The sequence below is a fragment of the uncultured Limimaricola sp. genome (assembly GCF_964022235.1).
Lineage (GTDB): Bacteria > Pseudomonadota > Alphaproteobacteria > Rhodobacterales > Rhodobacteraceae > Limimaricola.
In genome coordinates this window covers 123098-147619 of sequence record NZ_CAXHZL010000002.1, presented here as the reverse complement: position 1 = coordinate 147619, position 24522 = coordinate 123098, and the positions used below count along the sequence as shown (strand labels likewise).

The window sequence follows — 24522 nt, the reverse complement described above, 5'->3', positions numbered from 1 at the left end:
AGGGATACCTGGAAGCTAGACCGCGCGAGGGGGCGGGGCAAGCCGTGCGGGCGCTAACGAAACAGCATTCCAGGGCGCGCCCTGCGGCGCGGTGCGGCGTTGGGCAGATGGCGATTGAGGTGACGCCCGATCAGCCCCATCACGCCAATCACCACCAGCGTCAGCAGCACGAAATATCCTGCGAGGATGGGGTAGGGCACGAAGGGGTTGAAGGTCTTGTCCGCAAAATACGAGGCATAATAAAGCGCGTCGCCCTGTTGCCGCGAAGCGGGAAAGCCCGAGAAGAACACCAGCGTGGTGGCATGAAACAGAAAGATCGCCTCGTTGGTGTAGGCGGGCCACGCCAGCCGCAGCGTCGTCGGCCAGACCACGCGCCGGAACTTGGCCCAACCCGAAAGACCATAGGCGTCGGCGGCCTCGACCTCGCCTTTCGGAACCGATTGCAGCGCACCGTAGAAGATTTCGCCCGAGTAGGCGGCGGTGTTGAAGAACAACACCACGGCGGCGCCGAGCCATGCGGAGGTCAGGGCGTCGAAAGCCGGCACCTGTCCCTTGAGCGAGAGAAACAGGAAATAGGCGAAGAAGAACTGGATGAAGAGCGGCGAGCCGCGGAACAGGAAGATGATCCATTCTGCGGGCTTGCGGGTCCAGCGCGACTTCGACGCCTTGCCGACGGCCAGCGCCGTAGCCAGCGCAAAGCCCGACAGCAGCGCCACGATGCCGAAGTAGACGTTCCAGATCATGCCCGAGCCGATCAGTACGACCTGCTGGCACAAGGTGAAGTCCGAACGCGGCAACAGCCGTTCGCCATAGCCGAGCGAGCGCAGGCCGTAGTCCATGAGGGTGTCGTAGCAGCTCATGGCGGGCCCGCCTTGCTCATGCCGACGGGGCCGGTGGGCTTATGGCTGCCGAGCGTGGCCTGCCCGTGGGTGAGGCGCCGCATGATGCGATCGAGCACGATTTCGGAGACCCGCGTGAAGCCAAGGTAGAACACCAGCAAAAACAGGAAATACCACATGCGCCAGTCGCCATGCGGATAGGCCGTGAACTGCGGCGTCTTGGTCGAACCCAGCTCGCGCGCCCAGTAGACGATGTCCTCGACGCCCAGAAGAAACAGCAGCGGCGAAGCCTTGATCAGCACCATCCACAGGTTCGACAGGCCGGGCAGGGCATAGACCCACATCTGCGGCACGGTGATGCGGCGAAACACCTGATGGCGGTTCATGCCGTAGGCCTCGGCAGTTTCGATCTGCGCACGCGGCACGGCGCGCATCGCGCCAAAGAGCACGTTGGCGGCAAAGGCCCCGAAGACAAGGGCGAAGGTGAAGACGGCGAGCCAGAAGCCATAGACCTCGTGCACCCATTGCGCGGAAGTCGAGAGCGGCATCTTGGCCTGCGCGCAGACCACGAAGTCGCTGCCCTGCCGGATCGGCTGGTCCCAGTCGGGGCATTTGACCTTGTGGCGCAGCCATTCGATGCCCTGATCGAGTGCGATCACGAAAAACAGGAAGAAGGCGATGTCGGGCACGCCGCGCACCACCGCGATGTATCCCCGGCCCAGCCACGACAGCGGCGCCACACGCGAGCGGGCCGCAACCGCGCCGCCAAAGCCGAAGGCAAGCGCCACGGGGGCCGTCACCGCGAGCAGCATCAGCACCGTGCCGAAGGCCGAATAGAAGGCGAGGTGCTTGCCCGTGGTGAGGTAGCACGCGAGCCAGGTCAGGCCTGACAGGGTATCTGGGTCGGCGCAGGATGCGAACATGTGGTCTCTCAGGCGGGGCGGCGCGAGGCCGCCCCGGAGGTCGGATCAGTTGGCAGGTCGGGTCACTCGAAGGTCTTGGTCTCTTCGCCGAACCACTTGATCAGCAGCTCGTTGAGCGAGCCATCGTCCTTCATGGACTGGATCGCGGCGTCGAGCTTGTCACGCAGCTCGGTGTCGCTTTCGCGCAGGCCGACACCGATGCCGTCACCGAGCGGCACGTCGTCGCCCACGAAGACCAGCTCGCCGCCGGAGGCCTCGACGATCGGCACGAGGAAGTCCTTGTCGGCAAAGATCGCGTCGGCCTCGCCGTTGCGCACCGCGGCCACGGCCTCGTCGGGGGTCGCGAACTCAAGCAGCGCAGCGCCGCTGTCGGCGACATGGCTGGCCTGAATCGTGGTGGCCTGAGCCGAGACGACGCCGCCGGTCAGGTCGACATCCTCGGAGGGGGCGGCATAGGCGGAGGCGGCGGGCGGGAAGTAGTTCTGCGTGAAGTCGATCACCTCGTCACGCTCGTCGGTGATGCTCATGCCGGCGATGATCGTGTCGTAGTTGCCCGACACGAGGTTGGGGATGATCGAATCCCAATCATTGGTGACCCACTCACAGGTCAGCTCGGCGCGCGCGCACAGCTCGTCGCCCACTTCGCGCTCGAAGCCGTCGACCTCGCCCGCGTCGTTGAGGAAGTTGTACGGAGGGTAGGCGCCCTCGGTGCCCAGACGCACGGTCTGCATGTGGCTCTCGGCAAGCGCGGCCCCGGCGCTGAGCGCCAGAAGCGCGGTCGAAAGAATCAGAGTCTTCATCGTGGTGTCTTCTCCTGTTGGGGAAAGGGCCGTGCCCGCTCTCAGGCGGGCTGCGGATGCGGGGCGGAGTGCGACAGGAACTGCCGCAGCCGCTCTGATTTCGGGTTGCTGAAAAGCTCGGCGGGCGGGCCTTGCTCTTCGATCAGCCCCTTGTGCAGGAACACCACGTGGTCGGCCACGTCATGCGCCATGCGCATGTCATGCGTCACGATGATCATGGTGCGGCCCTCGTCGGCCAGATCCTTGATCACGCGCACCACCTCCTGCTCCAGCTCGGGGTCGAGCGCCGAAGTCGGCTCGTCGAACAAAAGCGCGCGCGGCTCCATGCACAAGGCACGGGCGATGGCGGCGCGCTGCTGCTGGCCGCCGGAGAGCTGCGCGGGCCAGGCGTCGGCCTTGTCACCGATGCCGACCTTTTCGAGGTATTCGCGCGCCTTGGCCTCGACCTCGGCGCGGGGCCGGCCGAGCACGGTCACGGGGGCCTCCATGACGTTCTGCAGAATCGTCATATGCGCCCAGAGGTTGAACTGCTGGAACACCATGGCGAGATTGGTGCGGATGCGCGTGACTTGCCGAGGGTCGGCGGGGCGACGATGTAGCCCTTCGCCCTTCCAGCGCACCGGCTCGCCTTCGAACAGCACCTCGCCTTGCTGGCTGTCCTCGAGAAGGTTGCAGCAGCGCAGCAGCGTCGACTTGCCCGATCCCGACGATCCGATCATCGACACCACGTGTCCCGCAGGCGCGGTGATGTCCACGCCCTTGAGCACTTCGAGCGCCCCGTAGGACTTGTGCAGATTGCGGATTTCGATGACCGGCTTGCTGTCGCTCACGTGCTCTCATGTCCCTGTCTGGCGACTGAGTAGGGGACAGTTTCACCTGAAATGCAACGGGGCGCGGGGCGCTGACCCCGCGTCATATACGCGACGGAAAACCGGTTTTCTAAAGCTCCATCCGTCCGGCGGCGCGCTGGCGCGCGCGGGCGCTGTCGGGGTCCGACACGCCCAGCATCGGGGCCACCATGCGCATCAGCGCGTCTTCCTCGGCCTCGCGCTGCCCGTCGGCAAGCGCGATCTCCCACAGCGCCTCGATCACCGCCTCGCGGTCCTCGTAGGACACCGCGTCCTTGATGGCGCGGGTAAAGCGCACCGTGTCGGGGGCCTCGGCCTCCATGACCTCGCAATCGGCGCGCAGTGCTGCGGCATCGGCCTCGTTCAGCGCATAGCGGGTGCGCAAGATGCGAAGGATGCGCTGCGCCTCCTCGGGGCTGTAATCGCCGTCGGCGCGGGCAAGGCGCACGAGCAGCGCGCCGAGCGCGAGACGCGCATCGGCATCGGGAAGCCGCGCGGGCGCGGGATCGGTGAGGCGGCGGAGGAGATCTGCGAACATGGGGCCTATATAGAGGCCCCCGCGCCGCAGGAAAGGGCCCAGGCCGTCAGGGGAGTGCGGATCAGGGCTGCGGGGCCAGCGTGGCAAAGCGACCGGTGAGCCACTGCGCCTGCGCGTGAAACCCGTAAGGCGGGTTGACCACGAACAGCCCCGAGCCGGTCATGCCGTGGCCTTCGCGTGCGGGAGGAAAGGCCACCTCGTGACGCACGCCCTCGGGCAGGTCACGCTCCAGCGCGCGCAGCATCGGCGCGTGGGGCAGGTCGCGCAGGATCGGGTACCAGAGCACGATCGTGCCCACGCCCCATTTCTTGGAAATGCGCCGGATCGCCTGCGGGATGGCGCGGTAGTCCTCCTTGATCTCCCAGCTCGGGTCGATCAACAGCAGGCCGCGCTTGGGCTCCGGCGGGGTCAGCGCCACCGCCATCTCGATGCCGTCGCGGCGGTGCACCTTGGCGCGGTCGCTCAGATAGGCCTCAAGCGCCGCGTGTTCCTGCGGGTGCAATTCGGCGAGATGCATGAGGTCGCCCTCGCGCAGCAGTCTTGCCGCGATCTCGGGCGAGCCGGGATAGGCGTGCGCCCCGTGTTCGGCGCGGGTCGCCTCCAGCACGCGGTGATAGGGGTGCGACGCGTCGAACCAGCCCGCCACGCGCTCGATGCCCTGCGCGGCCTCGCCGGTCTTGGTGGCTTCCGCCGCGTCGAGCCGGTAGAGCGCGCGGCCCGCATGGCTTTCGAGATAGCTCAGGGGTTTGGGCTTCTGGCCCATGTAATCGATCATCCACGCCAGCGCCGCGTGCTTGTGCACATCGGCGAGGTTTCCCGCGTGATAGGCGTGCTGGTAGGACAGCATGAACGTCTCCTTCGGCTCCTCGCGGACGTCCCACCGACTAGCGGCGGGCCGCGCGCGGGGCAAGCCGTGGCCGTCGCGCCACGCCGGGCCGCGATCTGCGCGCAAGATTTGCTTCGCGCCGCGCGCGGCGTATCTGGTAGACTAGCCCCACCCGAAAGGACCCGCCCCATGCGCCGCCTCCTGCTTGCCGCCTTTGCTTTCGCACCGCTCCCTGCCATGGCGGGGGCGCTCGATCAGCCCATGGTCGAACCGACGATCGTGCCTGCTCCGGTGGCACCGGGCCGGGTGCTGGCCTTCACCCTGCGCGGCGGGGCAGCGGTCTCGCCCACCTATTTCGGCTCGGACGAATACGAGGTCGGTCCCGACTTGGGCTTTGCGCTGAACCGGCTGCGCCTCGGCCCGCTCGACATCGGCAATGACGACCCGAACTTCGTCTCCACCGGCTTTGGCCTGCGCGGCTCGTTTCGCTACATCTCGGAGCGCGAGGGCCGCGACGTGGAAAACGTGGCCGATCTCGACGACATCGACGCCGCGCTCGAGCTGGGTCTCGGGGCGTCTTACGACACCGAGAGCTTCGGCGTTTTCGCGGATGTACGGCGCGGCTTCGGGGGCCATGAAAGCTACGTGGCCGAGCTTGGCGCCGATGCCTATCTGCGCCCCTCCGATCGGCTGACGCTGCGCGCGGGCCCGCGCGCGCTCTTCGCCGATGACGATTACGCCCAGACCTATTTCGGCACGCCGGGCTACACCGCCGAGGGCGGACTGATCTCGGCCGGGGCCGAGGTAGGGGCGGTCTATCAGCTCAACGACAGCTGGGGTCTCGACGGGGCCGTGACCTACGAAAAGCTCATGGGCGACGCCGCCGACAGCCCGATCAGCCTCGACGACGACCAGTTCGGCGCGCGGCTCGGGATCACGCGAGAGATCGACTTCCGGTTCTGAAGCGGGCCAAGCGAAGCCGCCGCCCGGTGGGCGAAACTCCTCCCGATCCGTGCTAGGCTGTCGGCCTGTTTCATCGGTTTCGGGAGGGGTTTCCCATGCTTCGTGCTGCCCTCGTTTTCACGGTGCTCATGTCCGGCGGCACCGCTACAGCCCAGACGACTCCCAGCCGCGAGGATGTGGCGCGCGTTGGCACCTGTGTGCAGACAGCCGCCGCGAGTGGCTCGCAGGCGCAAGTGCTGGCGCAATGCTCCGACATCATTGCCGGGGCCTGCCGCGGCCAGACCACCCTCGAGATCGCCGATTGCGTGATGCGCGAAGCCGGCGCTTGGGACAGCTGGCTCAACGCCTGGTGGGGGCCGATGCGGGCGCGGGCTCAGGCGAACGGCAGCTGGGACCGGCTGCTGGCCGCGCAGCGCCAATGGATCAAGGACCGCGACGCCGAGTGTGCGCGGGCCTATGATCGTGCGAACGGCGGCTCGATCCGGGTGATCTATGGCGCCGATTGCCAACGTGATCTGACCGCGCGCAAGGCGATCGAGTTCTACTTCAGCCTCTATCGCTAACGCGAAGGGCCGCTCCCGGGGGAGCGGCCCTTGAGGTTTGCGCGGGCGTTCTTCAGACCAGCCGCGAGGTCTCCACGGCGGCGCGCACGAAGTCCGCGAACAGCGGATGCGGCGCGAAGGGCTTGGACTTCAGCTCGGGGTGGAACTGCACGCCGATGAACCACGGGTGGTCCTTCCACTCGACGATCTCGGGCAGGCGGCCGTCGGGCGACATGCCCGAAAAGCACAGACCCTTGGCTTCGAGAGCCTCGCGGTACTTGGTGTCGACCTCGTAGCGGTGGCGATGCCGCTCCTCGATGCGGCTGGCGCCGTAGACCTCGGCCACGCGGCTGCCCTCGGTGAGAGCAGCGGTATAGGCGCCCAGACGCATCGTGCCGCCCTTGTCGTCGCCGACCGACCGCTCGACCACGTGATTGCCTTGGATCCATTCCTTGAGGTGATAGACCACCGGCTCGAAGCGGCGCTTGCCCGCCTCGTGGTCGAATTCCTCGGAGCCCGCGGTCTTGAAGCCCGCAACGTTGCGCGCGGCCTCGATCACCGCCATCTGCATGCCAAGGCAGATCCCGAGGTAGGGGATGCCGCGCTCGCGCGCGAATTGGGCGGTCTTGATCTTGCCCTCGGTGCCGCGTTCGCCAAAGCCGCCGGGCACGAGGATCGCGTGAAACCCTTCGAGATACGGGCCCGGATCCTCGCGGTCGAAGACCTCGCTGTCGACCCACTCGACCTTGACGCGGACCTTGTTGGCCATGCCGCCGTGGGTGAGCGCTTCCTTGATCGACTTGTAGGCGTCCTCCAGCTGTACGTATTTGCCGACGATGGCGATGCGGACCTCGCCTTCGGCATGGGTCAGGCGGTCGTTCACGTCGTGCCAGCGCGCAAGGTTGGGCTTGGGCGCGGGCGAAATGCCGAAGGCGTCGAGCACGGCCTGATCGAGCCCCTCACGGTGATAGGCCAGCGGCGCCTCGTAGATCGACTTGAGATCGTAGGCCGCGATCACGCTTTCCTTGCGCACGTTGCAAAAGAGGCCGATCTTCTCGCGCTCTTTTTCGGGGATCGGATGCTCGGAGCGGCAGACCAGCACGTCAGGCGCGATGCCGATCGAGCGCAGCTCCTTGACCGAGTGCTGCGTCGGCTTGGTCTTCAGCTCGCCCGAGGCCGCGACGAAGGGCAAGAGGGTGAGATGCATGAAGATGCACTGGCCGCGCGGGCGCTCCTGCGCGAATTGGCGGATCGCCTCGAAGAAGGGCAGGCCCTCGATGTCGCCGACCGTGCCGCCGATCTCGCAGAGCTGGAAATCGACCTCATCGGCACCGACCGAAAGGAAATCCTTGATCTCGTTGGTGACGTGCGGAATCACTTGGATCGTTTTCCCGAGGTAATCGCCGCGACGCTCCTTCTCGAGCACGTTCGAATAGATCCGTCCCGAAGAGACGCTGTCGGTGCGACGCGCCGCGACTCCGGTAAAGCGCTCGTAATGGCCAAGATCGAGATCGGTCTCGGCGCCGTCATCGGTGACGAAGACCTCGCCATGCTCGAACGGGCTCATCGTGCCGGGATCGACGTTGAGATAGGGGTCGAGCTTGCGCAGCCGGACCGTATAGCCGCGGGCCTGCAGGAGCGCACCCAGCGCCGCCGAGGCCAGTCCCTTGCCGAGCGAGGAGACAACGCCGCCGGTGATGAAGATGTAACGCGCCATGGTCGGAAGTACCCCGTGATCGTCGAATATGCATCGAATGGAAGACTGCCGCGAAACGTGGGTTTCGCGGCATCACGGGATTTGAGGATATCCGGATTCGGCCCGTGACCGCAACCGGGGGCGCAAGATCATGTGGCCGATTTCGGCCGACGCCCAGTGGTTGTGGGTGGCCTTACTCGGCCTGCGGCACGACAGGGCCATCGGTGGGCGAGGGCGGCAGCAGGCTGCCGCCGCCGAGGTCGGTCGCCGGCGCACTGTCTTCGGCAGGGGCCGACCCGGTCAGCCGGTCAAGCACCGATCCACCGGCCGAATTTTCGGCGGCGATGATCGTCAGCGCGATCGAGGTGACGATGAAGGCGCCCGCGAGGCCCCAGGTGATCTTGCCCAGCGCCGTGGCCGCGGCCCGGCCCGACATCACGCCGCCGCTGCCGCCGCCCATGCCGAGGCCGCCGCCTTCGGAGCGCTGCAGCAGAACCACGCCGATCAGCGACAGCGCGAGGATCAGGTGGACGATCAGGACGACGTTTTCCATGCGGACCTCTGCGAGCGACGGGTGGGAGCGGAACGCGCCGTATCTAGAAGAGGGCGGCCCATGTCGCAACCCCGAAGTGGGGGCGTTGCCGGCTCGTGGCCAGTTTGCGGTTTCGCCAAGCCGCGCGGAGCGCTATAGCGACGCCGGATTGAAAGACCGGAGAGGGTACGTCCATGGCGAATGTGGTGGTCGTCGGCACCCAGTGGGGCGACGAAGGCAAGGGCAAGATCGTTGACTGGCTGTCCGAGCGCGCCGATGTGATCGCGCGCTTTCAGGGCGGTCACAACGCGGGCCATACGCTGGTCGTCGGCGGCGAGGTCTACAAGCTGCACGCGCTGCCCTCGGGCGTGGTGCGCGGCGGCAAGCTCTCGGTCATCGGCAACGGCGTCGTGCTCGACCCGTGGCACCTGCTCAAGGAAATCGAAGGCATCCGTGGTCAGGGCGTGGAAATCACCCCTGAGACCCTGATGATCGCCGAGAACACGCCGCTGATCCTGCCGTTCCACGGCGAGCTGGACCGGGCGCGCGAGGGGCTCAGCACCGTTGCCAAGATTGGCACCACCGGGCGCGGCATCGGGCCCGCCTACGAGGACAAGGTGGGCCGCCGCGCGATCCGTGTGGCCGATCTCGCCGACGACGCGACGCTCGAGCTGCGGCTCGACCGGGCGCTGGTGCATCACAACGCGCTGCGCAACGGCCTCGGTCTTGCGCCGGTCGACCGCGAAGCGGTGCTGCAGCAGCTGCGCGAGATCGCGCCCGCGATCCTCGAATACGCGGCGCCCGTGTGGAAGGTGCTGACCGAGCGCCGCCGCGCCGGACAGCGGATTCTGTTCGAAGGTGCACAAGGCGCGCTTCTCGACATCGATTTCGGCACCTATCCCTTCGTGACCTCCTCGAACGTCATCGCCGGGCAGGCCGCCACCGGCACCGGCGTCGGCCCGAACGCGATCGATTTCGTGCTTGGCATCGTCAAGGCCTACACCACCCGCGTCGGCGAAGGTCCGTTCCCGACCGAGCTGCACGACGACGATGGCCAGCGTCTGGGCGAGCGGGGCCACGAGTTCGGCACCACCACCGGTCGCAAGCGTCGCTGCGGCTGGTTCGACGCCTGCCTCGTGCGCCAGACCTGCGCCACCTCGGGCGTCTCGGGTATCGCGCTGACCAAGCTCGACGTGCTCGACGGCTTCGAGACGCTCAAGATCTGCACCGGCTACGAGCTGGATGGCGAGCGCTACGACTACCTTCCCACCGCCGCCGACCGTCAGGCGCGCTGCGTGCCGATCTACGAGGAAATGTCGGGCTGGCAGGAATCGACCGCCGGCGCCCGGTCCTGGGCCGATCTTCCGGCGCAGGCGATCAAGTACATCCGCCGCATCGAAGAGCTGATCCAGTGCCCGGTGGCCATGGTCTCGACCAGCCCCGAGCGTGACGACACGATCCTCGTCACCGATCCGTTCGCAGATTGAGGAACAGGGGCTGATGGCACGCAAGCTCTCGATCAAGGCGCGGCGACGGTTGTCGCTGCTGATCCTGCTGGTGGGCCTGCCGGGCTACATCATCGTGGCGATCACGGTGGTCGGGCTGTTCGATCGGCCCTCGATCCTCACGGAACTGGCGATCTACGCAGGGCTCGGATTCCTCTGGGCACTGCCGTTCCGGCGGATATTCCTCGGCGTCGGCAAAGCCGATCCCAAAGACGAGCGCGACGACGGCTGAACCGGCCCTTCGCGGCGGAATTGAGAAAGGGCGGCGCCTTCCGGCGCCGCCCTTTTCGTCGGGAGCATGGCCCGTGACCGGGTCGGATCAGCCGGCGCGGCGCTCGGGGTTGAAGCGGCTCGAGGAGGCGACGGCGAAACGACCGCTGCGCACTCGCTTGAGCATGCCCTGCCGCAGCAGCGTGCCAAAGCTGCGCAGCCCGTCCTCGCGGCTGATCGGTTCGGGGCAGACCTCGCGCACCCGGTCCATCAGCTGCGGCCGCGAGAAATCCTCGGCCCCTTCGACGAAGGCGGTATAGGCTGCCGCAGCCTCCAGCAGATCGTGCAGATCATGCGCCCGCATCCGGGTCGCGAAGTCGCTGAAGCTTTCGGTGAAAGCAGGCGCAGCCTCCGCGGGCTTGGGGGCAGGGGCCTCGGTTCTGGCCTCGGGCTGGCTCTCGATCGCCGGTTCGGCTTCGGCCACTGCGACGCGGCGCGGGCGCACCGGAACGCGGCCGCCCTTTGCGGGCTCCTCGGTGATGTCGACGCGCTGCGAGGCCACCAGCTTGAGCGGGGCAGGGCGCGGCCGCTCCGGGCGCGGTTGAGCGGCGTCGGACGAATCGGTGTCCTGCGTCGGCAGGGACGGGCGACGCGGCCGGACGGCTTGGCGCAGGTCGTCGCGGAACACGTCCTCGGCGGTCTGTCGCGCCTCGACCTCGCCCAGCCGGCGTGCCGCCTCGGTAGCGGCGACGGCGGCCTTGAGCTGCGAGATCGCATCGCGGCGACGGCCCGATTCCGGGTCGGCCATGCGTGCGGCGGTGGCTGAAAGGATGCGCGACATGTCGGCCTCGTCGGTGCCCAGCGTCTGCGCTCCGACAGCCCCATGGGGCGCCTCGGCGGGGCGATCCGATTCAATCGCGTCGGTCTCGTCTTCGGCCGCCGCCTCGCCGACGTCCGTGCTGCGCCGCTCATGCGCGAGCTTGTCCGAGGCCTCGGCCTCGGGGTCGGTGTTGAACACGAACTCCTTGGGCAGATCGGAGGGCAGATCCGATGCCACCTCGGAGTGATCCTCCTTGGGGGTCTCGGCCTCGGCGTCCGACATCTCAACCGAAGCTTCGTTCGCGAGATCGCCAAAGCTCGGCTCATCCTGCGCCACACCGTCCCTCTGTGCGATCTCCTGGCTGGCCGGTCCATCCTGATCAAAGCCCATTTCCCGCTCGAGCGCCGCGAGCTCCTCGAGAAGCGCGCGTTCGGCGTCCTCGGATAGCTGCGCATCGGTGCGGGCCGGTGCGGCGGCCGGGGCCGCAGGTGCGGTCTCGTCGCGCGCTTCCGTCTCCTGCGACAGGGTCTCGGGGACGTCGGCATCCGAGTTCGACGCTGCATCGGCAACGACCGGCGCGTCCTTTGATTCCGCGGCCTGCGGGGCATCCTTGGGATCTGCCGCCTGCGGGGTGTCCTCAAACTCCGCCGCCTGTGGGACGATCGCGGTGGATTCGGCCTGCGGTTCGGCGGCGTCCGCTTCGGCGTCGGCCACGTCCGGCTGCTCATGCGATGCCGAGGCGGGCTCCGGCGTCGCGGCTTCGGTCTCGATCATGCGGTGGGCTTCGCCCCGGGCGAGGGCACGGTCGAAATCGGCCTTGCGCATCCGCACGACACGGGCGCGGGCCGGGTGGGCCTGACTCGCCTGTGCCGGGACCTCGGCCGTGGTGTCGTCTTGCTGCGCGGCGGGCGCGGCAGGCTCGGGGGCCTTGGTCGCGGGCGCTTCTTCGACGCGGCGCGGTGGTGGTGCCGGGGTGCGCTGGGGGGCGGTGTCGAACATCCCGGCGGCGGGGCGCTGCTGCGATGCGGGCGCGATGTCCTCTTCCTCGCACTCGGCGGCAAATGAGGTCTGGCGACCGACCACGGCGCGGATGCGCTGCAGCTTGGCCGCGACGCTGTCGGCGTCCTGCGCCGTGCGGGGCCGGACGACATGGGGCGTGGGGGCGGGGTCCGACCATTCGGCCTCCGCCTCAGATGCGTCGACCTCCACCGGCGCGGGCTCAGCAGGCTCGGTCTTGTGGGGCTGCGGCTGGGCCTGACGCGGGGCTTCGGCAGCGGCTGGCGCCGGCTGCGGGGCAGGCGTCGGTGCCGCCTCGGGCGCAGAAGCCGAATCAGGGGCCTTTGCCGTGGGCTCCGCCACCGGGGCGGGGGGTGCCGCCGGGGCAGGCTGCGCCACAGGAGCGGGCTGCGTCACGGGTGGCAGCGCCTGACCCGTGCGCAGTACGATGCCGCTGCCATCGGTGCGCGCCTCGACCCGGCGCGAGACTTCGCGCTCGGCGATGCGGGCCAGCATCTCGGCATCCGGGGTCGGGGGTTCGGCCCCGAAGTACCGATCGTCAGAAGCCAGATCGCGGAAATATTCTGCGATGGCCTTCATCGTGTCGAACGAGTCGTCGAACCCCTCCAGCGTGCAGGAGAAGGTCCCGTAGGACACCGTGAGTATCTTGCTTGATCCAACCATCTGAGTGCTCGCTTTCTACCCTGTCCATCCCGATGTAGCAGTGAATGGGTTTGAATCGGGACCGCGAAGCGGGTGGCCAAGTGATGATTTCATGGCAAAACTGCGGCGGACCGTTCGACTTGTGGGGATGATGAGGGGTGGTCGTGGCGATTGTCCAGTGCGCTGAAGCGATAACTTTACTTGGCGGCGGTGTTTTGGGAGCGGCGGACCTGCCGCTCGCCTTGGCGCGCGCGCCGCTGCTCGTGGCGGCGGACGGTGGGGCGCGCCATGCGGCCAAAGCCAGACACACCCCGCGCGCCGTCATCGGCGACATGGACAGCATCGGCGAGTCGGCCGCCCAGTTTGCCGACCGGCTGCACGAGATCGCCGAGCAGGACAGCACCGATTTCGACAAGGCGCTGCGCAACATCGACGCGCCCCTGGTTCTGGCGGTGGGCTTCACCGGCGGCCGGCTCGATCACGAGTTGGCGGCCTTCCACGTGTTGGCCGCGCGGGCCGACCGGCGCTGCCTGTTGATTGGGACCGAGAGCCTCGTCTTTCTCTGCCCGCCACGGATCACGCTCGACCTCGTCCCGGGCGCCCCGTTCTCGCTGTTTCCAATGGGCGAGGTCGGCTGCGCGTCGGAGGGGCTGCGCTGGCCCACGGAAGGCATCCGCTTTTCGCCCGCGCGCCGCGTCGGCACCTCGAACGAGGTGACGGGGCGGGTGATGCTGCGCCCGACCGCGCCCTTGATGCTCGCCATAGCGCCGCGCGCAGCACTCGATGCGGTGATCGCCGGGCTTGGAGCCGCCGAAGAAGGCTGGCCGCCGCGCTAGGCCGCACAGCGCCGCACATTGCCCCTGCGCGAGGTCGGCCTTGCGCGGGCCCTTGCGGGCTTTGCAAAACCGCCCCCAGCCGTTATCTGCACCTGCATCCCCGTCCCGGCCCAAAAATCGTCAGGAACCGCCAGTGACCGAAAGCTTCGAGACCCCCGGCCCCGTGGAGCGCGACTGGTCGGATGCGATCAGCCCGATCGACGAGATCATCAACGACGCGCGCAACGGCCGCATGTTCATTCTCGTCGATCACGAGGATCGCGAGAACGAGGGCGATCTGGTGATCCCGGCGCAGATGGCGACACCTGACGCGATCAACTTCATGGCCATGCACGGGCGCGGGCTGATCTGCCTGTCGCTGCCCGGCAGCCGCATCGACGCGCTGGGCCTGCCGCTCATGTCGACCAACAACTCCTCGCGCCATGAGACGGCCTTCACCGTCTCGATCGAGGCGCGCGAAGGCGTGTCGACCGGCATCTCGGCGCAGGACCGCGCGCTCACCGTCGCCGTCGCCATCGACGCCAGCAAGAGCGCGGTCGATATCGCCACGCCGGGCCACGTGTTTCCGCTGCGCGCCCGTGAGGGCGGGGTGTTGGTGCGCGCCGGTCATACCGAGGCCGCCGTCGACATCTCGCGGCTGGCGGGCCTGAACCCCGCGGGCGTGATCTGCGAGATCATGAAGGAGGACGGCTCGATGGCCCGTCTGCCCGATCTCGTGGCCTTCGCGCAGAAGCACGCGCTCAAGATCGGCACGATCAGCGACCTGATCGCCTACCGCCGCCGCCACGACAACCTCGTGAAGCTGCGTGACGAGCAGCAGATCACCAGCGAGTTTGGCGGTGACTGGACCCTGCGCGTCTACACCGACACCACGCAGGGTGCCGAGCACATCGCGCTGATCAAGGGTGACATCTCGGGCGATGACCCCGTGCTGACGCGTATGCACACCCTCGACCCGATGCTCGACGTGGTGGGCACCGGCCCCCGGGGCCGCGCCCGCGAATTCGGCGACGCGATGCAGGCCATCGCGGATGAGGGGCGCGGCGTTCTGGTGCTCTTGCGCGACCTGCACATGAAGCTTGCCACCACAGAAGAGCATTCGCCGCACGTGCTGCGGCAATACGGGCTCGGTGCGCAGATCCTCTCGACGCTCGGCCTGTCGAAGATCGTGCTGCTGACCAATTCCCCCAAACCCCGCGTGGTCGGGCTCGACGCTTATGGTCTCGAGATCATCGACACTCGCAAGATCTCGGAGATCGGATGATGGCTGGCCCCACCCACCACGCGCTCGCGCGTCCCGCATTCGATGAGGGTCCGAAGATCCTCATCGTCGTCGCCCCCTACTACAAGGACATCGCCGACAATCTTGTCGCTGGCGCCATGGCCGAGGTCGAAGCGGCGGGCGGCACCTATGAAATCGTCGAGATGCCCGGCGCGCTGGAACTGCCCTCGGCGATCGGCATCGCCGCGCGAATGGGCGAGTACGACGGCTTCGTGGCGCTGGGCTGCGTGATCCGTGGTGAGACAACCCATTACGACACCGTGTGCAACGACAGTTCGCGCGGGCTGACGCTGCTTGGGCTTCAGGGGCTGTGCATCGGCAACGGCATCCTGACCGTGGAAAACTACGAACAGGCGGCGGTGCGCGCCGACCCGCAGGGTCAGAACAAGGGCGGCGGTGCCGCCGCTGCCGCGCTGCACCTCGTGGCGCTGTCGCGCCAGCTTGGGCGCAAGGACAAGGGCCTCGGCTTTACCGCCGACCGGCTGGGAGAAAGCTGATGGCCGAATCGAACACCCAAAAGCGGCGCATGCGCTCTACTTCGCGCATGTATGCCGTGCAGGCGCTGTTCCAGATGGAGGCCTCGGGCCAATCCGTCGACAGCGTCATGCGCGAGTTCGAAACGCATCGCTTCGGCGCCACCTACGAGGAAGGCGAATGGGAGGAGGGCGATCTCGCCACCTTCCGTGGTCTGATGGAGGGGGCCGTCGACGAGCAGGCCAAGATCGACCAGATGACGCACCGCGCACTGGTCGCCAAATGGCCGATCGCCCGCATCGACCCGACGCTGCGAGCGCTGTTTCGCGCCGCGGGCGCAGAGTTTCTGGGCAAGGTGACGCCGCCCAAGGTGGTGATCGTCGAGTTCGTGGAGATCGCCAAGGCCTTCTATCCCGACGGCAAGGAATCAAAGTTCGTCAACGGCGTGCTCGACCATATGGCACGCGAGGCGCGGCCCGAGGCGTTCTGAACGCCGCTCGGGCCGAAAAGTCAGGGGGCGTGGCGCAAGCCGCGCCCCTTTGTCATGGGAAAAGGTGGCGGGAACCGCAGCGACCGTAGGGGTGAATATTCCCGAGGACCTGTGTATACAGGTGGGCGCCAGGTAAACGAACCAGGGTCCGCACAGAGCCAGCTCCCTCGGAATTGCTTAAGGCCACTGGAATTTGACCCCTTGGCACGAGAAGAGCAGAACCCGCCGTGACCACATCTAGGATCGGGGATCGGGCGTGACAAGGGGCCGCGCCTTGGCTTTCGCCGCTTGAAGCATGTTGCCGATATGTTCATGATGCCGCCCATGCCGGATGAATGGAACGACTGGGACGATTGGGAGAAGGGCGAGCGTCGTGCGGCGGTTCTGCCCGACGACGCGCTGTCCTCCGAGGCGCTGTCGCGCCCGCGCGCCACGCCGCAGCCGGGACAGATCCTCGCGCGTGGCGTCTGTCGTCACCTGCTGAGCCACGGCTTCGTCACCATCGAGGAGTTCGTACCCGCCTCGGGCCTGCGCGTCGATGTGATGGCGCTTGGCCCCAAGGGCGAGCTGTGGGTGATCGAATGCAAATCAAGCCGGGCCGACTTTGCCTCCGACCGCAAGTGGCAGGGCTATCTCGATTATTGCGACCGCTACTTCTGGGCGGTGGACGACGCGTTTCCGCTCGAGCTTCTGCCCGAGGACACGGGCGTCATCATCGCCGACGGCTATGACGCCGAGATCGTGACCATGGCGCCCGAGACCAAGCTGTCGGGGGCCCGGCGCAAGGTGATGCTGCAGAAATTCGCGCGCCATGCCGCCCTGCGTTGGCACAAGGCGCGCGATCCGGCGATCAGCCTTTCTTCTTGACCGCGCGCGCGGCGCGCGCGGCGGCCTTGATCTCCTCGGCGATGTCCTCGGCCTCTTCGGGGTCGAAATCCATCGGGATCTCGGTTGTGCCGGCTTCGATGAACAGCCGCACCATGCCCTGATCGGTCGGGCCGATCTGCAGGTTCGCCTCGATGTCGCGTTCGGTGTCGATACCCATGTCGGTTCCTTTCAAAGCTGCGATGTCCCTAGCGCCGAGGCGCGCGTCAGGCAAGGTGGACGACCTTGGGGAAGAGGGCCCAAAACCGGGGCAGGGGGGTTGCAATCCGATCCTGCTGGCGCTAATTCCCGCGCCAGTGCCGCCTTAGCTCAGTTGGTTAGAGCGCTGGATTGTGGATCCAGAGGTCTCCTGTTCAAGCCAGGAAGGCGGTACCACCTCCCCTCTCTTCTCAAATGTGACTGCGATCCGCGCCGAGGCCCGTCGCCTGCGCCGCAGGGTTGTGGTATGATCCGGTCAGGGCCGCATCGCGGCCCGCGTGTGGCCCGAGGGCCGCTTCCCCCCAATGGTCGGACGGCCTGATGGGCCGCGGGTGCTCAAGATCGCCGAGGGCTCCATGGGGGTGCTCATCGGTTTTTCGGGAGGGGGATCGGATGACAAAACGACATCACTGGCAGGACTGGGTCTTCTTCGTGGTCGGTCTTTGGCTGATCGTTTCGCCATGGGTCTTCGACCACACGGCGGGTTCCGCCTTCTGGAGCATCGTGGCGCTGGGCGCGCTTGTCGTGGTGCTGGCTATCGCCGGTCTGGTAGAGCACGGCGCGCAGGAGGGGACGGATTTTGCCGTGGCGGTGGTCGCGGTGCTCGTGGTCGCTGCGCCTTGGATGCTCGGCTTTACCGGCACCGATCCCGCCTCCGCCTGGAACGCGGTGTTGAGCGGCACCGTGCTCGCCGTCGCGGCTCTCTGGACGCACCTGATCCCGCATGAGGGCGGGCACGCCTGACGCCTTGGACCGCGCGGGGCCTATTCCGCGCGGTTGATCCCCATGCTCTGTCGCAAGTCCCCGTCACGGCCATAGATCAGCACCCGGTCATCGGTCGTCACCACCGCGATCCAGTCACGGCCTTGGGTGAATGCCATCGCCTCGGCGCCTCGGGGCAGCGCGATGCTTTCGGGGAGGGGAAGGGCGGGTGCCGCATCGAGACGGATGACAATCGCCGCGATCAGCACTAGGAAGCCTGCGATCATCACGCCCGCCAGAGCGATCACCAGCCATTTGAGCCATTTCAGCTCGGGCGGGATCAGGACCGGGCCGTCTGTCTCGGGAGCCTTCATGGCCGATCTCTCCACTGTCGTCCGCTTCACCATCGACGAAAACCCGCCGGCGCGCCTTGATAAGGCGCTGGCCCGCGATGTGCCAGAGCAGGCCACGCTGTCGCGCTCGCGCATCGCCAAGCTCTTGGCAGAAGGGGCCGTGACGGTCGACGGTGCCGTGGCAACCGACGCCAAGGCGGGCGTCGCCGAGGGGGCGGTGGTCGAGATCACCGTGCCGCAGGCCGCCGAAAGCCACATCGGCGCGCAGGAGATCCCGCTCAGCGTGGTCTGGGAGGATCACGATCTCATCGTCATCGACAAGCCCGCGGGCATGGTCGTGCATCCCGCCCCCGGCAGCCCCGACGGCACGCTGGTCAACGCGCTGATCCACCATTGCGGCGACGATCTCTCGGGCGTCGGCGGCGCCAAGCGGCCCGGCATCGTGCACCGGATCGACAAGGACACTTCCGGTCTTCTGGTCGTCGCCAAGACCGACCGCGCGCATCAGGGGCTGGCGCTGCAGTTCGAAAAGCACACCGCGGAGCGGCATTACCTCGCGCTGTGCCACGGCGTGCCTGACCCCAACGACCCTCGTCTGCGCGGCGTGAAAGGGGCCAGCTTCGAGCCCGGCTCGGTGCTCAAGCTGCAAACCCTGCTGGGCCGTCACCGCACCGATCGGCAGCGGCAGGCGGTAAGCTTCGAGCAGGGCCGCCACGCGGTGACGCGGGCAAAGGTCATGGAGGCCTTCGCGGCCTCGGCGCTGGTCGAGTGTCGGCTGGAGACCGGGCGCACGCACCAGATCCGGGTGCATATGTCGCATGCGGGCCATGCTCTGATCGGCGATCCGGTCTATGGCGGACGGCGCAAGCTCTCGGAGAAGACCCATAGTGCCAAGGCGGTGGCGCTGGCCTCGGGCTTCGGGCGGCAGGCGCTGCACGCGGCCTCGCTGGGCTTCGTGCATCCCGCCACAGGCGAAAAGCTGCGCTTCGACAGCCCGCTGCCCGACGACATGGCGGAACTCCTCGCGGCACTGCGCGGTTAGAATTCCGTAACGAAATTCACTAATGACTGAACCTCGGACGCGCCCCCTCGTCGGGTGGGGCCGAAGGGTTCATCATTGCACAAGGCTGTTGCGGTAGGCGGCGCTTGCCCCGCTGGGCACGACGCCGTATCGCTGACCGATCCAAGAGACATCCGAAAGGAGGGGCCCATGGCAGAGACCTATACGAATCTTCCCGCCCCGTCGCCGGAGCAGGGGCTGAACCGTTACCTGCAGGAAATCCGCAAGTTCCCGATGCTCGAGCCCGAGCAGGAATACATGCTGGCCAAGCGCTGGGTCGACCACGAGGACGCAGGCGCCGCACACCAGCTCGTCACCTCGCATCTGCGTCTCGCGGCCAAGATCGCCATGGGCTACCGTGGCTACGGCCTGCCGCAGGCCGAAGTGATCTCGGAGGCCAATGTCGGGCTGATGCAGGCGGTCAAGAAGTTCGACCCCGAAAAGGGCTTTCGCCTTGCCACTTACGCGATGTGGTGGATCCGAGCCTCGATTCAGGAATACGTGCTGCGTTCGTGGTCGATGGTCAAGCTCGGCACCACCTCGGGTCAGAAGAAGCTGTTCTTCAACCTGCGCAAGGCCAAGGCGCGTCTTGGCGCGCTCGAAGAGGGCGACCTGCGGCCCGAAAACGTCAAGCGTATCGCAACCGATCTCGGCGTGACCGAGGACGAGGTCGTGTCGATGAACCGGCGCATGTCGGGTGGCGACGCCTCGCTCAACGCCATGGTCGGCTCGGATGGCGACAGCGCCACGCAGTGGCAGGACTGGCTCGAGGACGACAGCGCCGATCAGGCGGGCGACTATGAGGAGCGCGACGAGCTCGATGCACGCCGTGAGTTGATGGCCGAGGCGATGGGCGTGCTCAACGACCGCGAAAAGGACATCCTCATCCAGCGCCGGCTTCAGGAAGAGGCGGTGACGCTCGAAGACCTGTCGGGGCAATACGAGGTCAGCCGCGAGCGCATCCGGCAGATCGAGGTGCGCGCCTTCGAAAAGCTGCAAAAGCGGATGCAGGAGCTGGCAAAGGAACGCGGGATGCTCGAGCGCGCCTGAGCGCGTTGCACTCTGCGCCGCGATCATTACCCTTCCCCGGAAACGGGGAAGGGTTTTTCTTTCCCGCATGTCAGGGAAAAACCGTGATGAGTGAACCGATCCGCTGGGGCGTTCTGGGCGCCTCGAAATTCGCGCTGGGCGCCATGGCGCGCGCGATCCACGCCGCCGACGGCTCGGAGCTGGCCGCGCTTGCCACCTCTTCCGAGGAGAAGGCCGCTTCCTTCCGGGCATTCCAGCCGCGGCTGCGCGTGCATCTCGACTATCAGGCGCTGCTCGACGATCCCGAGATCGACGCGGTCTATATCCCGCTGCCCAACGCCATGCATGTCGAATGGACGCTCAAGGCGCTCGACGCGGGCAAGCATGTGCTGTGCGAAAAGCCTCTGGCGATGACGGCTACGGAGTTCGACGAGGTGATCGCCAAGCGCGACGCCACCGGGCTGATGGCGGCCGAGGCCTACATGATCGTGCATCACCCGCAGTGGATCAGGGCCAAGGAGCTGGTGCAGGGCGGGGCCGTGGGCGAGCTGCGTCATGTCGAGGCGGCGTTCAGCTTCAACAACGCGGCTGCCACCGACAACATCCGCAACAAGCCCGAGACCGGCGGTGGCGGGCTGCCCGACATCGGCGTCTATGCCTTTGGCTCGGTGCGTTTCGTCACCGAAGAAGAGCCACAAAGCATCCGCCACGCCACCATCCGCTACGAGAACGGCGTCGACGTCTATGCGCAGGTCGCCGCCCGGTTCGAAAGCTTCGAGTATTCCGGCATGGTCTCGATGCGGCTGCACCCTCGGCAGGAGGTGACGTTCCACGGCGACAAGGGCGTGCTGAAGCTGCTCTGCCCGTTCAATGCCAACACATTCGGTCAGGCCGAACTGACGCTCGAAACCGAAGGAATGCGGGTGGTGCACGAACGCTGGCCCGGCGTCGATCACTACAAGCTTCAGGTCGAGAATTTCACCGCCGCCATTGGTGGGGCGTCCTATGCCTGTCCGCTCGAGTTCAGCCGGGGCACGCAGGCGATGATCGATATGGTCTATGCCGCTGGCGGGAACGGCTGAGGCGAACGGCGGTTGTCCTTCGGAAAACATCACCGGAGGCGACCGCGATGGCAGACCCCAAGACGATCCTCGTACTCGGCGCGCATGGCGTAACCGGGCAGGAGGTGGTGAAACAGGCGGTGGCGCGGGGCCACCATGTCCGCGCTGCCGAGATGGCATGGCCCGATGACGCGCCCCCTGCCGGGCACAACGTGGAACGGGTGACCGCGAATGTGATCGAGGACGACCTCGGGCCGGTGGTCGACGGCGTCGATGCCGTGATCTCGGCGCTGGGCGTGCCCGGCGACCCCGCGACGCTGATGGACCCGCCGCCGCTCTACACCACCGGCACAAGGCACATCGTCGAGGCGATGCAGGCGCGCGGCGTGACACGGCTGGTGACGATCTCGGCGAGCTTTGTGGTCACGCATGATCGCGGCCCGCTGCTGTTTCGCACCACGGCGATCCCGGCGCTGACCCGGGTGCTGCACCAGATGAGCGAGATGGAGGAGATACTGCGCGCCAGCGATCTCGACTGGACCGCTGTGCGCCCCGGCTGGCTTCTGCCGGAGCCATTGACCGGCGATTACGTGGTGGTGCCGGACGTCATCCCCGAGGATCTCATCCGCACGCGCCACGCCGATCTGGCGCATTTCATGCTGCAATGTGTGGAGAGCGGAAATTGGTCGCGCCAGACCCCGGCCATCGCGCGCGCAGAGAGCGATGAGTTGAGCTCGTCCTACGAGGTGGTCAAGGAGATGCTGGCCTGATGTCCCGAGCCGGGAATCTGACGTATTCTTGGCGCATTCATGGGTCATGACCTATCCCGAAGTAGAGCGCACTCAAGGGGTGCTTGCTGACCAGGGACAGGAGAGACTGCATGACCCTTAGAACCTATCTCATGACGGGCCTCGCTGCGGCGACGCTCGGCCTGACGACCCCGGCCTTGGCCGCGCCCAGCCAGGCCACTATCGATGCCGTTGTGGCGCAGCTCGTGGCCCAAGGCTACAGCGGCGAGATCCGCATCCGTCCGAGCGGTGACACGCTCATCGTCGAGGCCAGCGGCGCCTCAGGCCGCACCGAGCGTGTCTATAGCGGCGATGGAGCCCAGTTGTTCGAAGAAGAGACGCGCGGCGCCGACGGTTCGTCCGTTGAGCGGGAATACGACGTTTCCGGCAAATTGGTCGAGGAAGAGTACGAGGCTCCGCGCAGCGACCGTCGCGCCGAACGCGCCAAAGAGGAGCAGGAGGACCGGGTCGAGCGCGAGGAGGAACGCGCCGAAGATCGGCGTGAGCGCGAGGAGGAAGAGGCCGAGGACCGTCGCGAGCGCGATGACGAGAAGGCCGAGGACCGTCGTGAGCGCGATGACGAGAAGGCCGAGGACCGTCGTGAACGTGATGACGAGAAGGCCGAGAAGCGTCGTGAGCGAGATGACGATGACGACGATGACGACGATGACGATGACGATGACGATGATGACGATGATGACGACGATGACGAAGACGAAGACGACGACTGAAGCGACCGGTAGAAACCTGCTGGCAAGAAACGAAAAAGGCCGGGGATCACTCCCCGGCCTTTCGTGCATTTCGCGTCAGAAGGGCTCAGCCCTCCATCTTTTCCAGCTCGTCGATCATGCCCTCGATCATCGACAGGCCCTTGTCCCAGAAGGCAGGATCGCTGGCATCGAGGCCAAAGGGCGCCAGAAGCTCTTTGTGGTGCTTCGAGCCGCCCGCCTTAAGCATGTCGAAATACTTCTCCTGGAAGTCCTCACCGCCCTCTTCGTAGACGGCATAGAGCGCGTTCACGAGGCCGTCGCCGAAGGCATAGGCATAGACGTAGAAGGGCGAATGCACGAAGTGCGGGATATAGGCCCAGAAGCTCTCGTAGCCCGGCGCGAAGTCGAACACCGGCCCAAGGCTCTCGGCCTGAACGCTCATCCACAGCGCGTCGATGTCGTCGGGCGTCAGTTCGCCTTGGGCGCGCGCCGCGTGCAGCTTGCACTCGAAGTCGTAGAAGGCGATCTGGCGCACGACCGTGTTGATCATGTCCTCGACCTTGCCGGCGAGCAGCACCTTGCGCTCACCTTGGTCCTTGGCCTTGGTGAGCAGCTTGCGGAAGGTCAGCATCTCGCCGAACACGCTCGCCGTCTCCGCCAGCGTCAGGGGGGTCGACGACAGAAGTTCGCCTTGGCCCGCCGCCAGCCGCTGGTGCACGCCGTGACCCAGCTCATGCGCCAGCGTCATCACGTCGCGCGGCTTTCCGAGATAGTTCAGCATCACATAGGGATGCACGGTCGAGACCGTCGGATGCGCGAAGGCGCCGGGCGCCTTGCCCGGCTTCACGGCGGCGTCGGTCCAACCCTCGTCGAAGAACGGCTTCGCCAGCTCGGCCATGCGCGGGTCGAAATCGCCGTAGGCTTCCTCGACCATGCCGCGCGCTTCGTCCCAACCGACGATGCGGTCGGTTTCCATCGGCAGCGGCGCGTTGCGGTCCCAGACCTGCATCCTCTCAAGGCCGAGCCACTTGGCCTTGAGCGCGTAATAGCGGTGCGACAGGCGCGGATAGGCCGCGACCACGGCGTCGCGCAGCGCCTCGACCACCTCCGCCTCGACGTGGTTCGACAGGTGACGCCCGGTCTGCGGCGTCGGCATGCCGCGCCAGCGATCCTCGATCTCCTTTTCCTTGGCGAGCGTGTTGTGGACCCGCGAGAACAGGCGAATCTGCGTCTTGAACACGCGCGCCAGCTCATGGGTCGCCGCCTCGCGCTTGGCGCGGTCGCGATCGGTCAGCAGGTTCAGCGTGCCTTCGATGCCAAGCTCTTCGCCGTTCACCGTGAAGGTCAGCCCGGCGATGGTCTCGTCGAATACCTTGTTCCAAGCCGCCGCGCCGACGCTCGACTGGTCGTGCAGGAATTTCTCCAGCTCGTCCGAGAGCTGATAGGGCTTCATCGCGCGCATCCGCTCGAACACCGGGCGGTAGCGGTTCAGTTCCTGGCTCTGGCCCAGCAGGGTTTCGAGGTGATCCTCGTCGAGCCGGTTGAACTCCAGCCCGTAGAACACCAGCGGCGTGGTGTAGGCGGTGATCCGGTCCTGACAATCGGACATGAACTTGGCGCGCTCGGAGTCGGTGGTCTCCTGATAGTAGCGCAGACCCGCATAGGACATGATCCGGCCCGCGACGATGTCGATGCGCTCGTAGCGCTGCACGGCCTCCAAAAGCCCCTGCGCGTCGAGACCCGCGAGTTTGCCTTCGTAATCACCGGCGAACTCGGCGCAGGCCTGCTCGAGCCAATCGATGTCGTTCTTGATCTCAGCTGAATCAGGCGCGGGATAGAGATCGCTCAGGTCCCATTCCGGCAGGTTGCCCAGAGGGCGGCCCCCGGTTTCGGTCGCGGCGTCGAAGCGGGGGTCTTGGGTCATTGGGCTGCTCTCTGTCCTGTGTCTCGGAG

General features: G+C 66.8%; 27 protein-coding genes and 1 tRNA gene. 16 read left to right on the top strand and 12 right to left on the bottom strand.

All coding sequences use genetic code 11. From position 1 onward, the window contains the following. Positions 1-53: 53 nt before the first annotated feature. The 6 genes from AADJ02_RS03195 to rlmJ all read right to left on the bottom strand — a co-directional run bounded on the left by AADJ02_RS03195 (position 54) and on the right by rlmJ (position 4795). On the bottom strand, positions 54-860 hold the full coding sequence (locus AADJ02_RS03195) for an ABC transporter permease subunit (RefSeq protein ID WP_341211544.1): 807 nt from the start codon (positions 858-860) through the stop codon (positions 54-56). Continuing rightward, entirely contained in the window at positions 857-1762 is a 906-nt protein-coding gene (locus tag AADJ02_RS03190) for an ABC transporter permease subunit (protein ID WP_341211543.1), read from the bottom strand. Before AADJ02_RS03190 ends, AADJ02_RS03195 begins: the two co-directional genes overlap by 4 nt. A 62-nt stretch (positions 1763-1824) precedes the next feature. Then, positions 1825-2562, bottom strand: coding sequence for a transporter substrate-binding domain-containing protein (locus AADJ02_RS03185; protein WP_341211542.1), 738 nt, complete (start codon positions 2560-2562; stop codon positions 1825-1827). A gap of 41 nt (positions 2563-2603) precedes the next feature. Further along, entirely contained in the window at positions 2604-3392 is a 789-nt protein-coding gene (locus AADJ02_RS03180) for an amino acid ABC transporter ATP-binding protein (RefSeq protein ID WP_341211541.1), read from the bottom strand. A 109-nt stretch (positions 3393-3501) separates the two neighbouring features. Then, positions 3502-3948 carry a TerB family tellurite resistance protein gene (locus AADJ02_RS03175; protein WP_341211540.1) on the bottom strand — a complete coding sequence of 149 codons (447 nt, stop codon included), beginning with the start codon at positions 3946-3948 and terminating at the stop codon, positions 3502-3504. Between the two features lie 61 nt (positions 3949-4009). Beyond that, positions 4010-4795, bottom strand: coding sequence for a 23S rRNA (adenine(2030)-N(6))-methyltransferase RlmJ (rlmJ, locus tag AADJ02_RS03170; RefSeq protein ID WP_341211539.1), 786 nt, complete (start codon positions 4793-4795; stop codon positions 4010-4012). 168 nt (positions 4796-4963) lie between these two features. Here rlmJ and AADJ02_RS03165 point away from each other — a divergent pair, with 168 nt between their 5' ends. After that, positions 4964-5737 (top strand): MipA/OmpV family protein, encoded by a 774-nt coding sequence (locus tag AADJ02_RS03165; protein ID WP_341211538.1) that lies wholly within the window; start codon positions 4964-4966, stop codon positions 5735-5737. A gap of 95 nt (positions 5738-5832) precedes the next feature. Then, positions 5833-6300, top strand: a complete 468-nt coding sequence (locus tag AADJ02_RS03160; RefSeq protein WP_341211537.1) for a lysozyme inhibitor LprI family protein — start codon at positions 5833-5835, stop codon at positions 6298-6300. A 52-nt stretch (positions 6301-6352) separates the two neighbouring features. On the opposite strand, the gene AADJ02_RS03155 is transcribed toward AADJ02_RS03160, so the two are convergent. Both AADJ02_RS03155 and secG read right to left on the bottom strand, forming a co-directional pair. Continuing rightward, positions 6353-7996: a CTP synthase gene (locus AADJ02_RS03155; protein ID WP_341211536.1), complete on the bottom strand. Its 1644-nt coding sequence runs from the start codon at positions 7994-7996 to the stop codon at positions 6353-6355. A gap of 172 nt (positions 7997-8168) precedes the next feature. After that, positions 8169-8528 (bottom strand): preprotein translocase subunit SecG, encoded by a 360-nt coding sequence (gene secG, locus AADJ02_RS03150; protein WP_341211535.1) that lies wholly within the window; start codon positions 8526-8528, stop codon positions 8169-8171. 173 nt (positions 8529-8701) lie between these two features. Here secG and AADJ02_RS03145 point away from each other — a divergent pair, with 173 nt between their 5' ends. Both AADJ02_RS03145 and AADJ02_RS03140 read left to right on the top strand, forming a co-directional pair. Continuing rightward, positions 8702-9994: an adenylosuccinate synthase gene (locus AADJ02_RS03145; RefSeq protein ID WP_341211534.1), complete on the top strand. Its 1293-nt coding sequence runs from the start codon at positions 8702-8704 to the stop codon at positions 9992-9994. A gap of 13 nt (positions 9995-10007) precedes the next feature. Beyond that, positions 10008-10244 (top strand): DUF2842 domain-containing protein, encoded by a 237-nt coding sequence (locus AADJ02_RS03140; protein WP_341211533.1) that lies wholly within the window; start codon positions 10008-10010, stop codon positions 10242-10244. A gap of 87 nt (positions 10245-10331) precedes the next feature. Here AADJ02_RS03140 and AADJ02_RS03135 read toward each other — a convergent pair whose 3' ends face one another. After that, the gene (locus AADJ02_RS03135) at positions 10332-12695 is read right to left on the bottom strand and encodes a hypothetical protein (RefSeq protein ID WP_341211532.1); all 2364 of its coding nucleotides are present in this window, start codon (positions 12693-12695) and stop codon (positions 10332-10334) included. 170 nt (positions 12696-12865) lie between these two features. Between AADJ02_RS03135 and AADJ02_RS03130 the strand changes: the two genes are divergently transcribed. The 5 genes from AADJ02_RS03130 (at position 12866) to AADJ02_RS03110 (ending at position 16650) form a co-directional block, all read left to right on the top strand. Continuing rightward, complete coding sequence (locus tag AADJ02_RS03130) at positions 12866-13537, top strand: thiamine diphosphokinase (protein ID WP_341211531.1); 672 nt, start codon at positions 12866-12868, stop codon at positions 13535-13537. Between the two features lie 133 nt (positions 13538-13670). Continuing rightward, entirely contained in the window at positions 13671-14801 is a 1131-nt protein-coding gene (ribB, locus tag AADJ02_RS03125; RefSeq protein ID WP_341211530.1) for a 3,4-dihydroxy-2-butanone-4-phosphate synthase, read from the top strand. Continuing rightward, complete coding sequence (locus tag AADJ02_RS03120) at positions 14801-15316, top strand: 6,7-dimethyl-8-ribityllumazine synthase (RefSeq protein ID WP_341211529.1); 516 nt, start codon at positions 14801-14803, stop codon at positions 15314-15316. Before ribB ends, AADJ02_RS03120 begins: the two co-directional genes overlap by 1 nt. Then, positions 15316-15783 (top strand): transcription antitermination factor NusB, encoded by a 468-nt coding sequence (nusB, locus tag AADJ02_RS03115; RefSeq protein WP_341211528.1) that lies wholly within the window; start codon positions 15316-15318, stop codon positions 15781-15783. Before AADJ02_RS03120 ends, nusB begins: the two co-directional genes overlap by 1 nt. A 324-nt stretch (positions 15784-16107) precedes the next feature. After that, positions 16108-16650, top strand: a complete 543-nt coding sequence (locus AADJ02_RS03110; RefSeq protein WP_341211527.1) for an MmcB family DNA repair protein — start codon at positions 16108-16110, stop codon at positions 16648-16650. Here the strand turns inward: AADJ02_RS03110 and AADJ02_RS03105 are convergent. After that, positions 16634-16828 (bottom strand): DUF6324 family protein, encoded by a 195-nt coding sequence (locus AADJ02_RS03105; RefSeq protein WP_341211526.1) that lies wholly within the window; start codon positions 16826-16828, stop codon positions 16634-16636. The two genes, AADJ02_RS03110 and AADJ02_RS03105, sit on opposite strands and share 17 nt — an antisense overlap. Positions 16829-16966: 138 nt before the next feature. On the opposite strand from AADJ02_RS03105, the gene AADJ02_RS03100 reads away from it, so the two are divergent. Next, positions 16967-17043, top strand: a tRNA-His gene (locus AADJ02_RS03100). Between the two features lie 216 nt (positions 17044-17259). After that, positions 17260-17610 (top strand): SPW repeat protein, encoded by a 351-nt coding sequence (locus AADJ02_RS03095; protein WP_341211525.1) that lies wholly within the window; start codon positions 17260-17262, stop codon positions 17608-17610. A gap of 20 nt (positions 17611-17630) precedes the next feature. Here AADJ02_RS03095 and AADJ02_RS03090 read toward each other — a convergent pair whose 3' ends face one another. Next, a complete protein-coding gene (locus AADJ02_RS03090; RefSeq protein WP_341211524.1) occupies positions 17631-17942 on the bottom strand; it encodes a DUF6476 family protein in 312 nt (103 codons plus the stop codon). Here AADJ02_RS03090 and AADJ02_RS03085 point away from each other — a divergent pair. From AADJ02_RS03085 to AADJ02_RS03065, 5 genes are all read left to right on the top strand, one after another. Continuing rightward, on the top strand, positions 17941-18963 hold the full coding sequence (locus tag AADJ02_RS03085; RefSeq protein WP_341211523.1) for an RluA family pseudouridine synthase: 1023 nt from the start codon (positions 17941-17943) through the stop codon (positions 18961-18963). The two genes, AADJ02_RS03090 and AADJ02_RS03085, sit on opposite strands and share 2 nt — an antisense overlap. A 168-nt stretch (positions 18964-19131) precedes the next feature. Further along, positions 19132-20031, top strand: a complete 900-nt coding sequence (rpoH, locus tag AADJ02_RS03080) for an RNA polymerase sigma factor RpoH (RefSeq protein WP_341211522.1) — start codon at positions 19132-19134, stop codon at positions 20029-20031. An 86-nt stretch (positions 20032-20117) separates the two neighbouring features. Beyond that, complete coding sequence (locus AADJ02_RS03075; protein WP_341211521.1) at positions 20118-21092, top strand: Gfo/Idh/MocA family oxidoreductase; 975 nt, start codon at positions 20118-20120, stop codon at positions 21090-21092. Between the two features lie 47 nt (positions 21093-21139). Next, positions 21140-21841 (top strand): NAD(P)H-binding protein, encoded by a 702-nt coding sequence (locus AADJ02_RS03070; protein WP_341211520.1) that lies wholly within the window; start codon positions 21140-21142, stop codon positions 21839-21841. A gap of 110 nt (positions 21842-21951) precedes the next feature. Further along, a complete protein-coding gene (locus AADJ02_RS03065) occupies positions 21952-22590 on the top strand; it encodes a hypothetical protein (protein WP_341211519.1) in 639 nt (212 codons plus the stop codon). 85 nt (positions 22591-22675) lie between these two features. Here AADJ02_RS03065 and AADJ02_RS03060 read toward each other — a convergent pair whose 3' ends face one another. Further along, the gene (locus tag AADJ02_RS03060) at positions 22676-24493 is read right to left on the bottom strand and encodes a M3 family oligoendopeptidase (RefSeq protein WP_341211518.1); all 1818 of its coding nucleotides are present in this window, start codon (positions 24491-24493) and stop codon (positions 22676-22678) included. Positions 24494-24522 lie beyond the last annotated feature (29 nt).

What these genes read in the sequence shown, in the direction of transcription:
- AADJ02_RS03195 (WP_341211544.1), bottom strand. Translation starts at nt 860, where the DNA reads ATGAGCTGCTACGACACCCTCATGGACTACGGCCTGCGCTCGCTCGGC.
- AADJ02_RS03190 (WP_341211543.1), bottom strand. Translation starts at nt 1,762, where the DNA reads ATGTTCGCATCCTGCGCCGACCCAGATACCCTGTCAGGCCTGACCTGG.
- AADJ02_RS03185 (WP_341211542.1), bottom strand. Translation starts at nt 2,562, where the DNA reads ATGAAGACTCTGATTCTTTCGACCGCGCTTCTGGCGCTCAGCGCCGGG.
- AADJ02_RS03175 (WP_341211540.1), bottom strand. Translation starts at nt 3,948, where the DNA reads ATGTTCGCAGATCTCCTCCGCCGCCTCACCGATCCCGCGCCCGCGCGG.
- rlmJ (WP_341211539.1), bottom strand. Translation starts at nt 4,795, where the DNA reads ATGCTGTCCTACCAGCACGCCTATCACGCGGGAAACCTCGCCGATGTG.
- AADJ02_RS03165 (WP_341211538.1), top strand. Translation starts at nt 4,964, where the DNA reads ATGCGCCGCCTCCTGCTTGCCGCCTTTGCTTTCGCACCGCTCCCTGCC.
- AADJ02_RS03160 (WP_341211537.1), top strand. Translation starts at nt 5,833, where the DNA reads ATGCTTCGTGCTGCCCTCGTTTTCACGGTGCTCATGTCCGGCGGCACC.
- AADJ02_RS03155 (WP_341211536.1), bottom strand. Translation starts at nt 7,996, where the DNA reads ATGGCGCGTTACATCTTCATCACCGGCGGCGTTGTCTCCTCGCTCGGC.
- secG (WP_341211535.1), bottom strand. Translation starts at nt 8,528, where the DNA reads ATGGAAAACGTCGTCCTGATCGTCCACCTGATCCTCGCGCTGTCGCTG.
- AADJ02_RS03145 (WP_341211534.1), top strand. Translation starts at nt 8,702, where the DNA reads ATGGCGAATGTGGTGGTCGTCGGCACCCAGTGGGGCGACGAAGGCAAG.
- AADJ02_RS03140 (WP_341211533.1), top strand. Translation starts at nt 10,008, where the DNA reads ATGGCACGCAAGCTCTCGATCAAGGCGCGGCGACGGTTGTCGCTGCTG.
- AADJ02_RS03120 (WP_341211529.1), top strand. Translation starts at nt 14,801, where the DNA reads ATGGCTGGCCCCACCCACCACGCGCTCGCGCGTCCCGCATTCGATGAG.
- nusB (WP_341211528.1), top strand. Translation starts at nt 15,316, where the DNA reads ATGGCCGAATCGAACACCCAAAAGCGGCGCATGCGCTCTACTTCGCGC.
- AADJ02_RS03110 (WP_341211527.1), top strand. Translation starts at nt 16,108, where the DNA reads ATGCCGGATGAATGGAACGACTGGGACGATTGGGAGAAGGGCGAGCGT.
- AADJ02_RS03105 (WP_341211526.1), bottom strand. Translation starts at nt 16,828, where the DNA reads ATGGGTATCGACACCGAACGCGACATCGAGGCGAACCTGCAGATCGGC.
- AADJ02_RS03095 (WP_341211525.1), top strand. Translation starts at nt 17,260, where the DNA reads ATGACAAAACGACATCACTGGCAGGACTGGGTCTTCTTCGTGGTCGGT.
- AADJ02_RS03085 (WP_341211523.1), top strand. Translation starts at nt 17,941, where the DNA reads ATGGCCGATCTCTCCACTGTCGTCCGCTTCACCATCGACGAAAACCCG.
- AADJ02_RS03090 (WP_341211524.1), bottom strand. Translation starts at nt 17,942, where the DNA reads ATGAAGGCTCCCGAGACAGACGGCCCGGTCCTGATCCCGCCCGAGCTG.
- rpoH (WP_341211522.1), top strand. Translation starts at nt 19,132, where the DNA reads ATGGCAGAGACCTATACGAATCTTCCCGCCCCGTCGCCGGAGCAGGGG.
- AADJ02_RS03075 (WP_341211521.1), top strand. Translation starts at nt 20,118, where the DNA reads ATGAGTGAACCGATCCGCTGGGGCGTTCTGGGCGCCTCGAAATTCGCG.
- AADJ02_RS03070 (WP_341211520.1), top strand. Translation starts at nt 21,140, where the DNA reads ATGGCAGACCCCAAGACGATCCTCGTACTCGGCGCGCATGGCGTAACC.
- AADJ02_RS03065 (WP_341211519.1), top strand. Translation starts at nt 21,952, where the DNA reads ATGACCCTTAGAACCTATCTCATGACGGGCCTCGCTGCGGCGACGCTC.
- AADJ02_RS03060 (WP_341211518.1), bottom strand. Translation starts at nt 24,493, where the DNA reads ATGACCCAAGACCCCCGCTTCGACGCCGCGACCGAAACCGGGGGCCGC.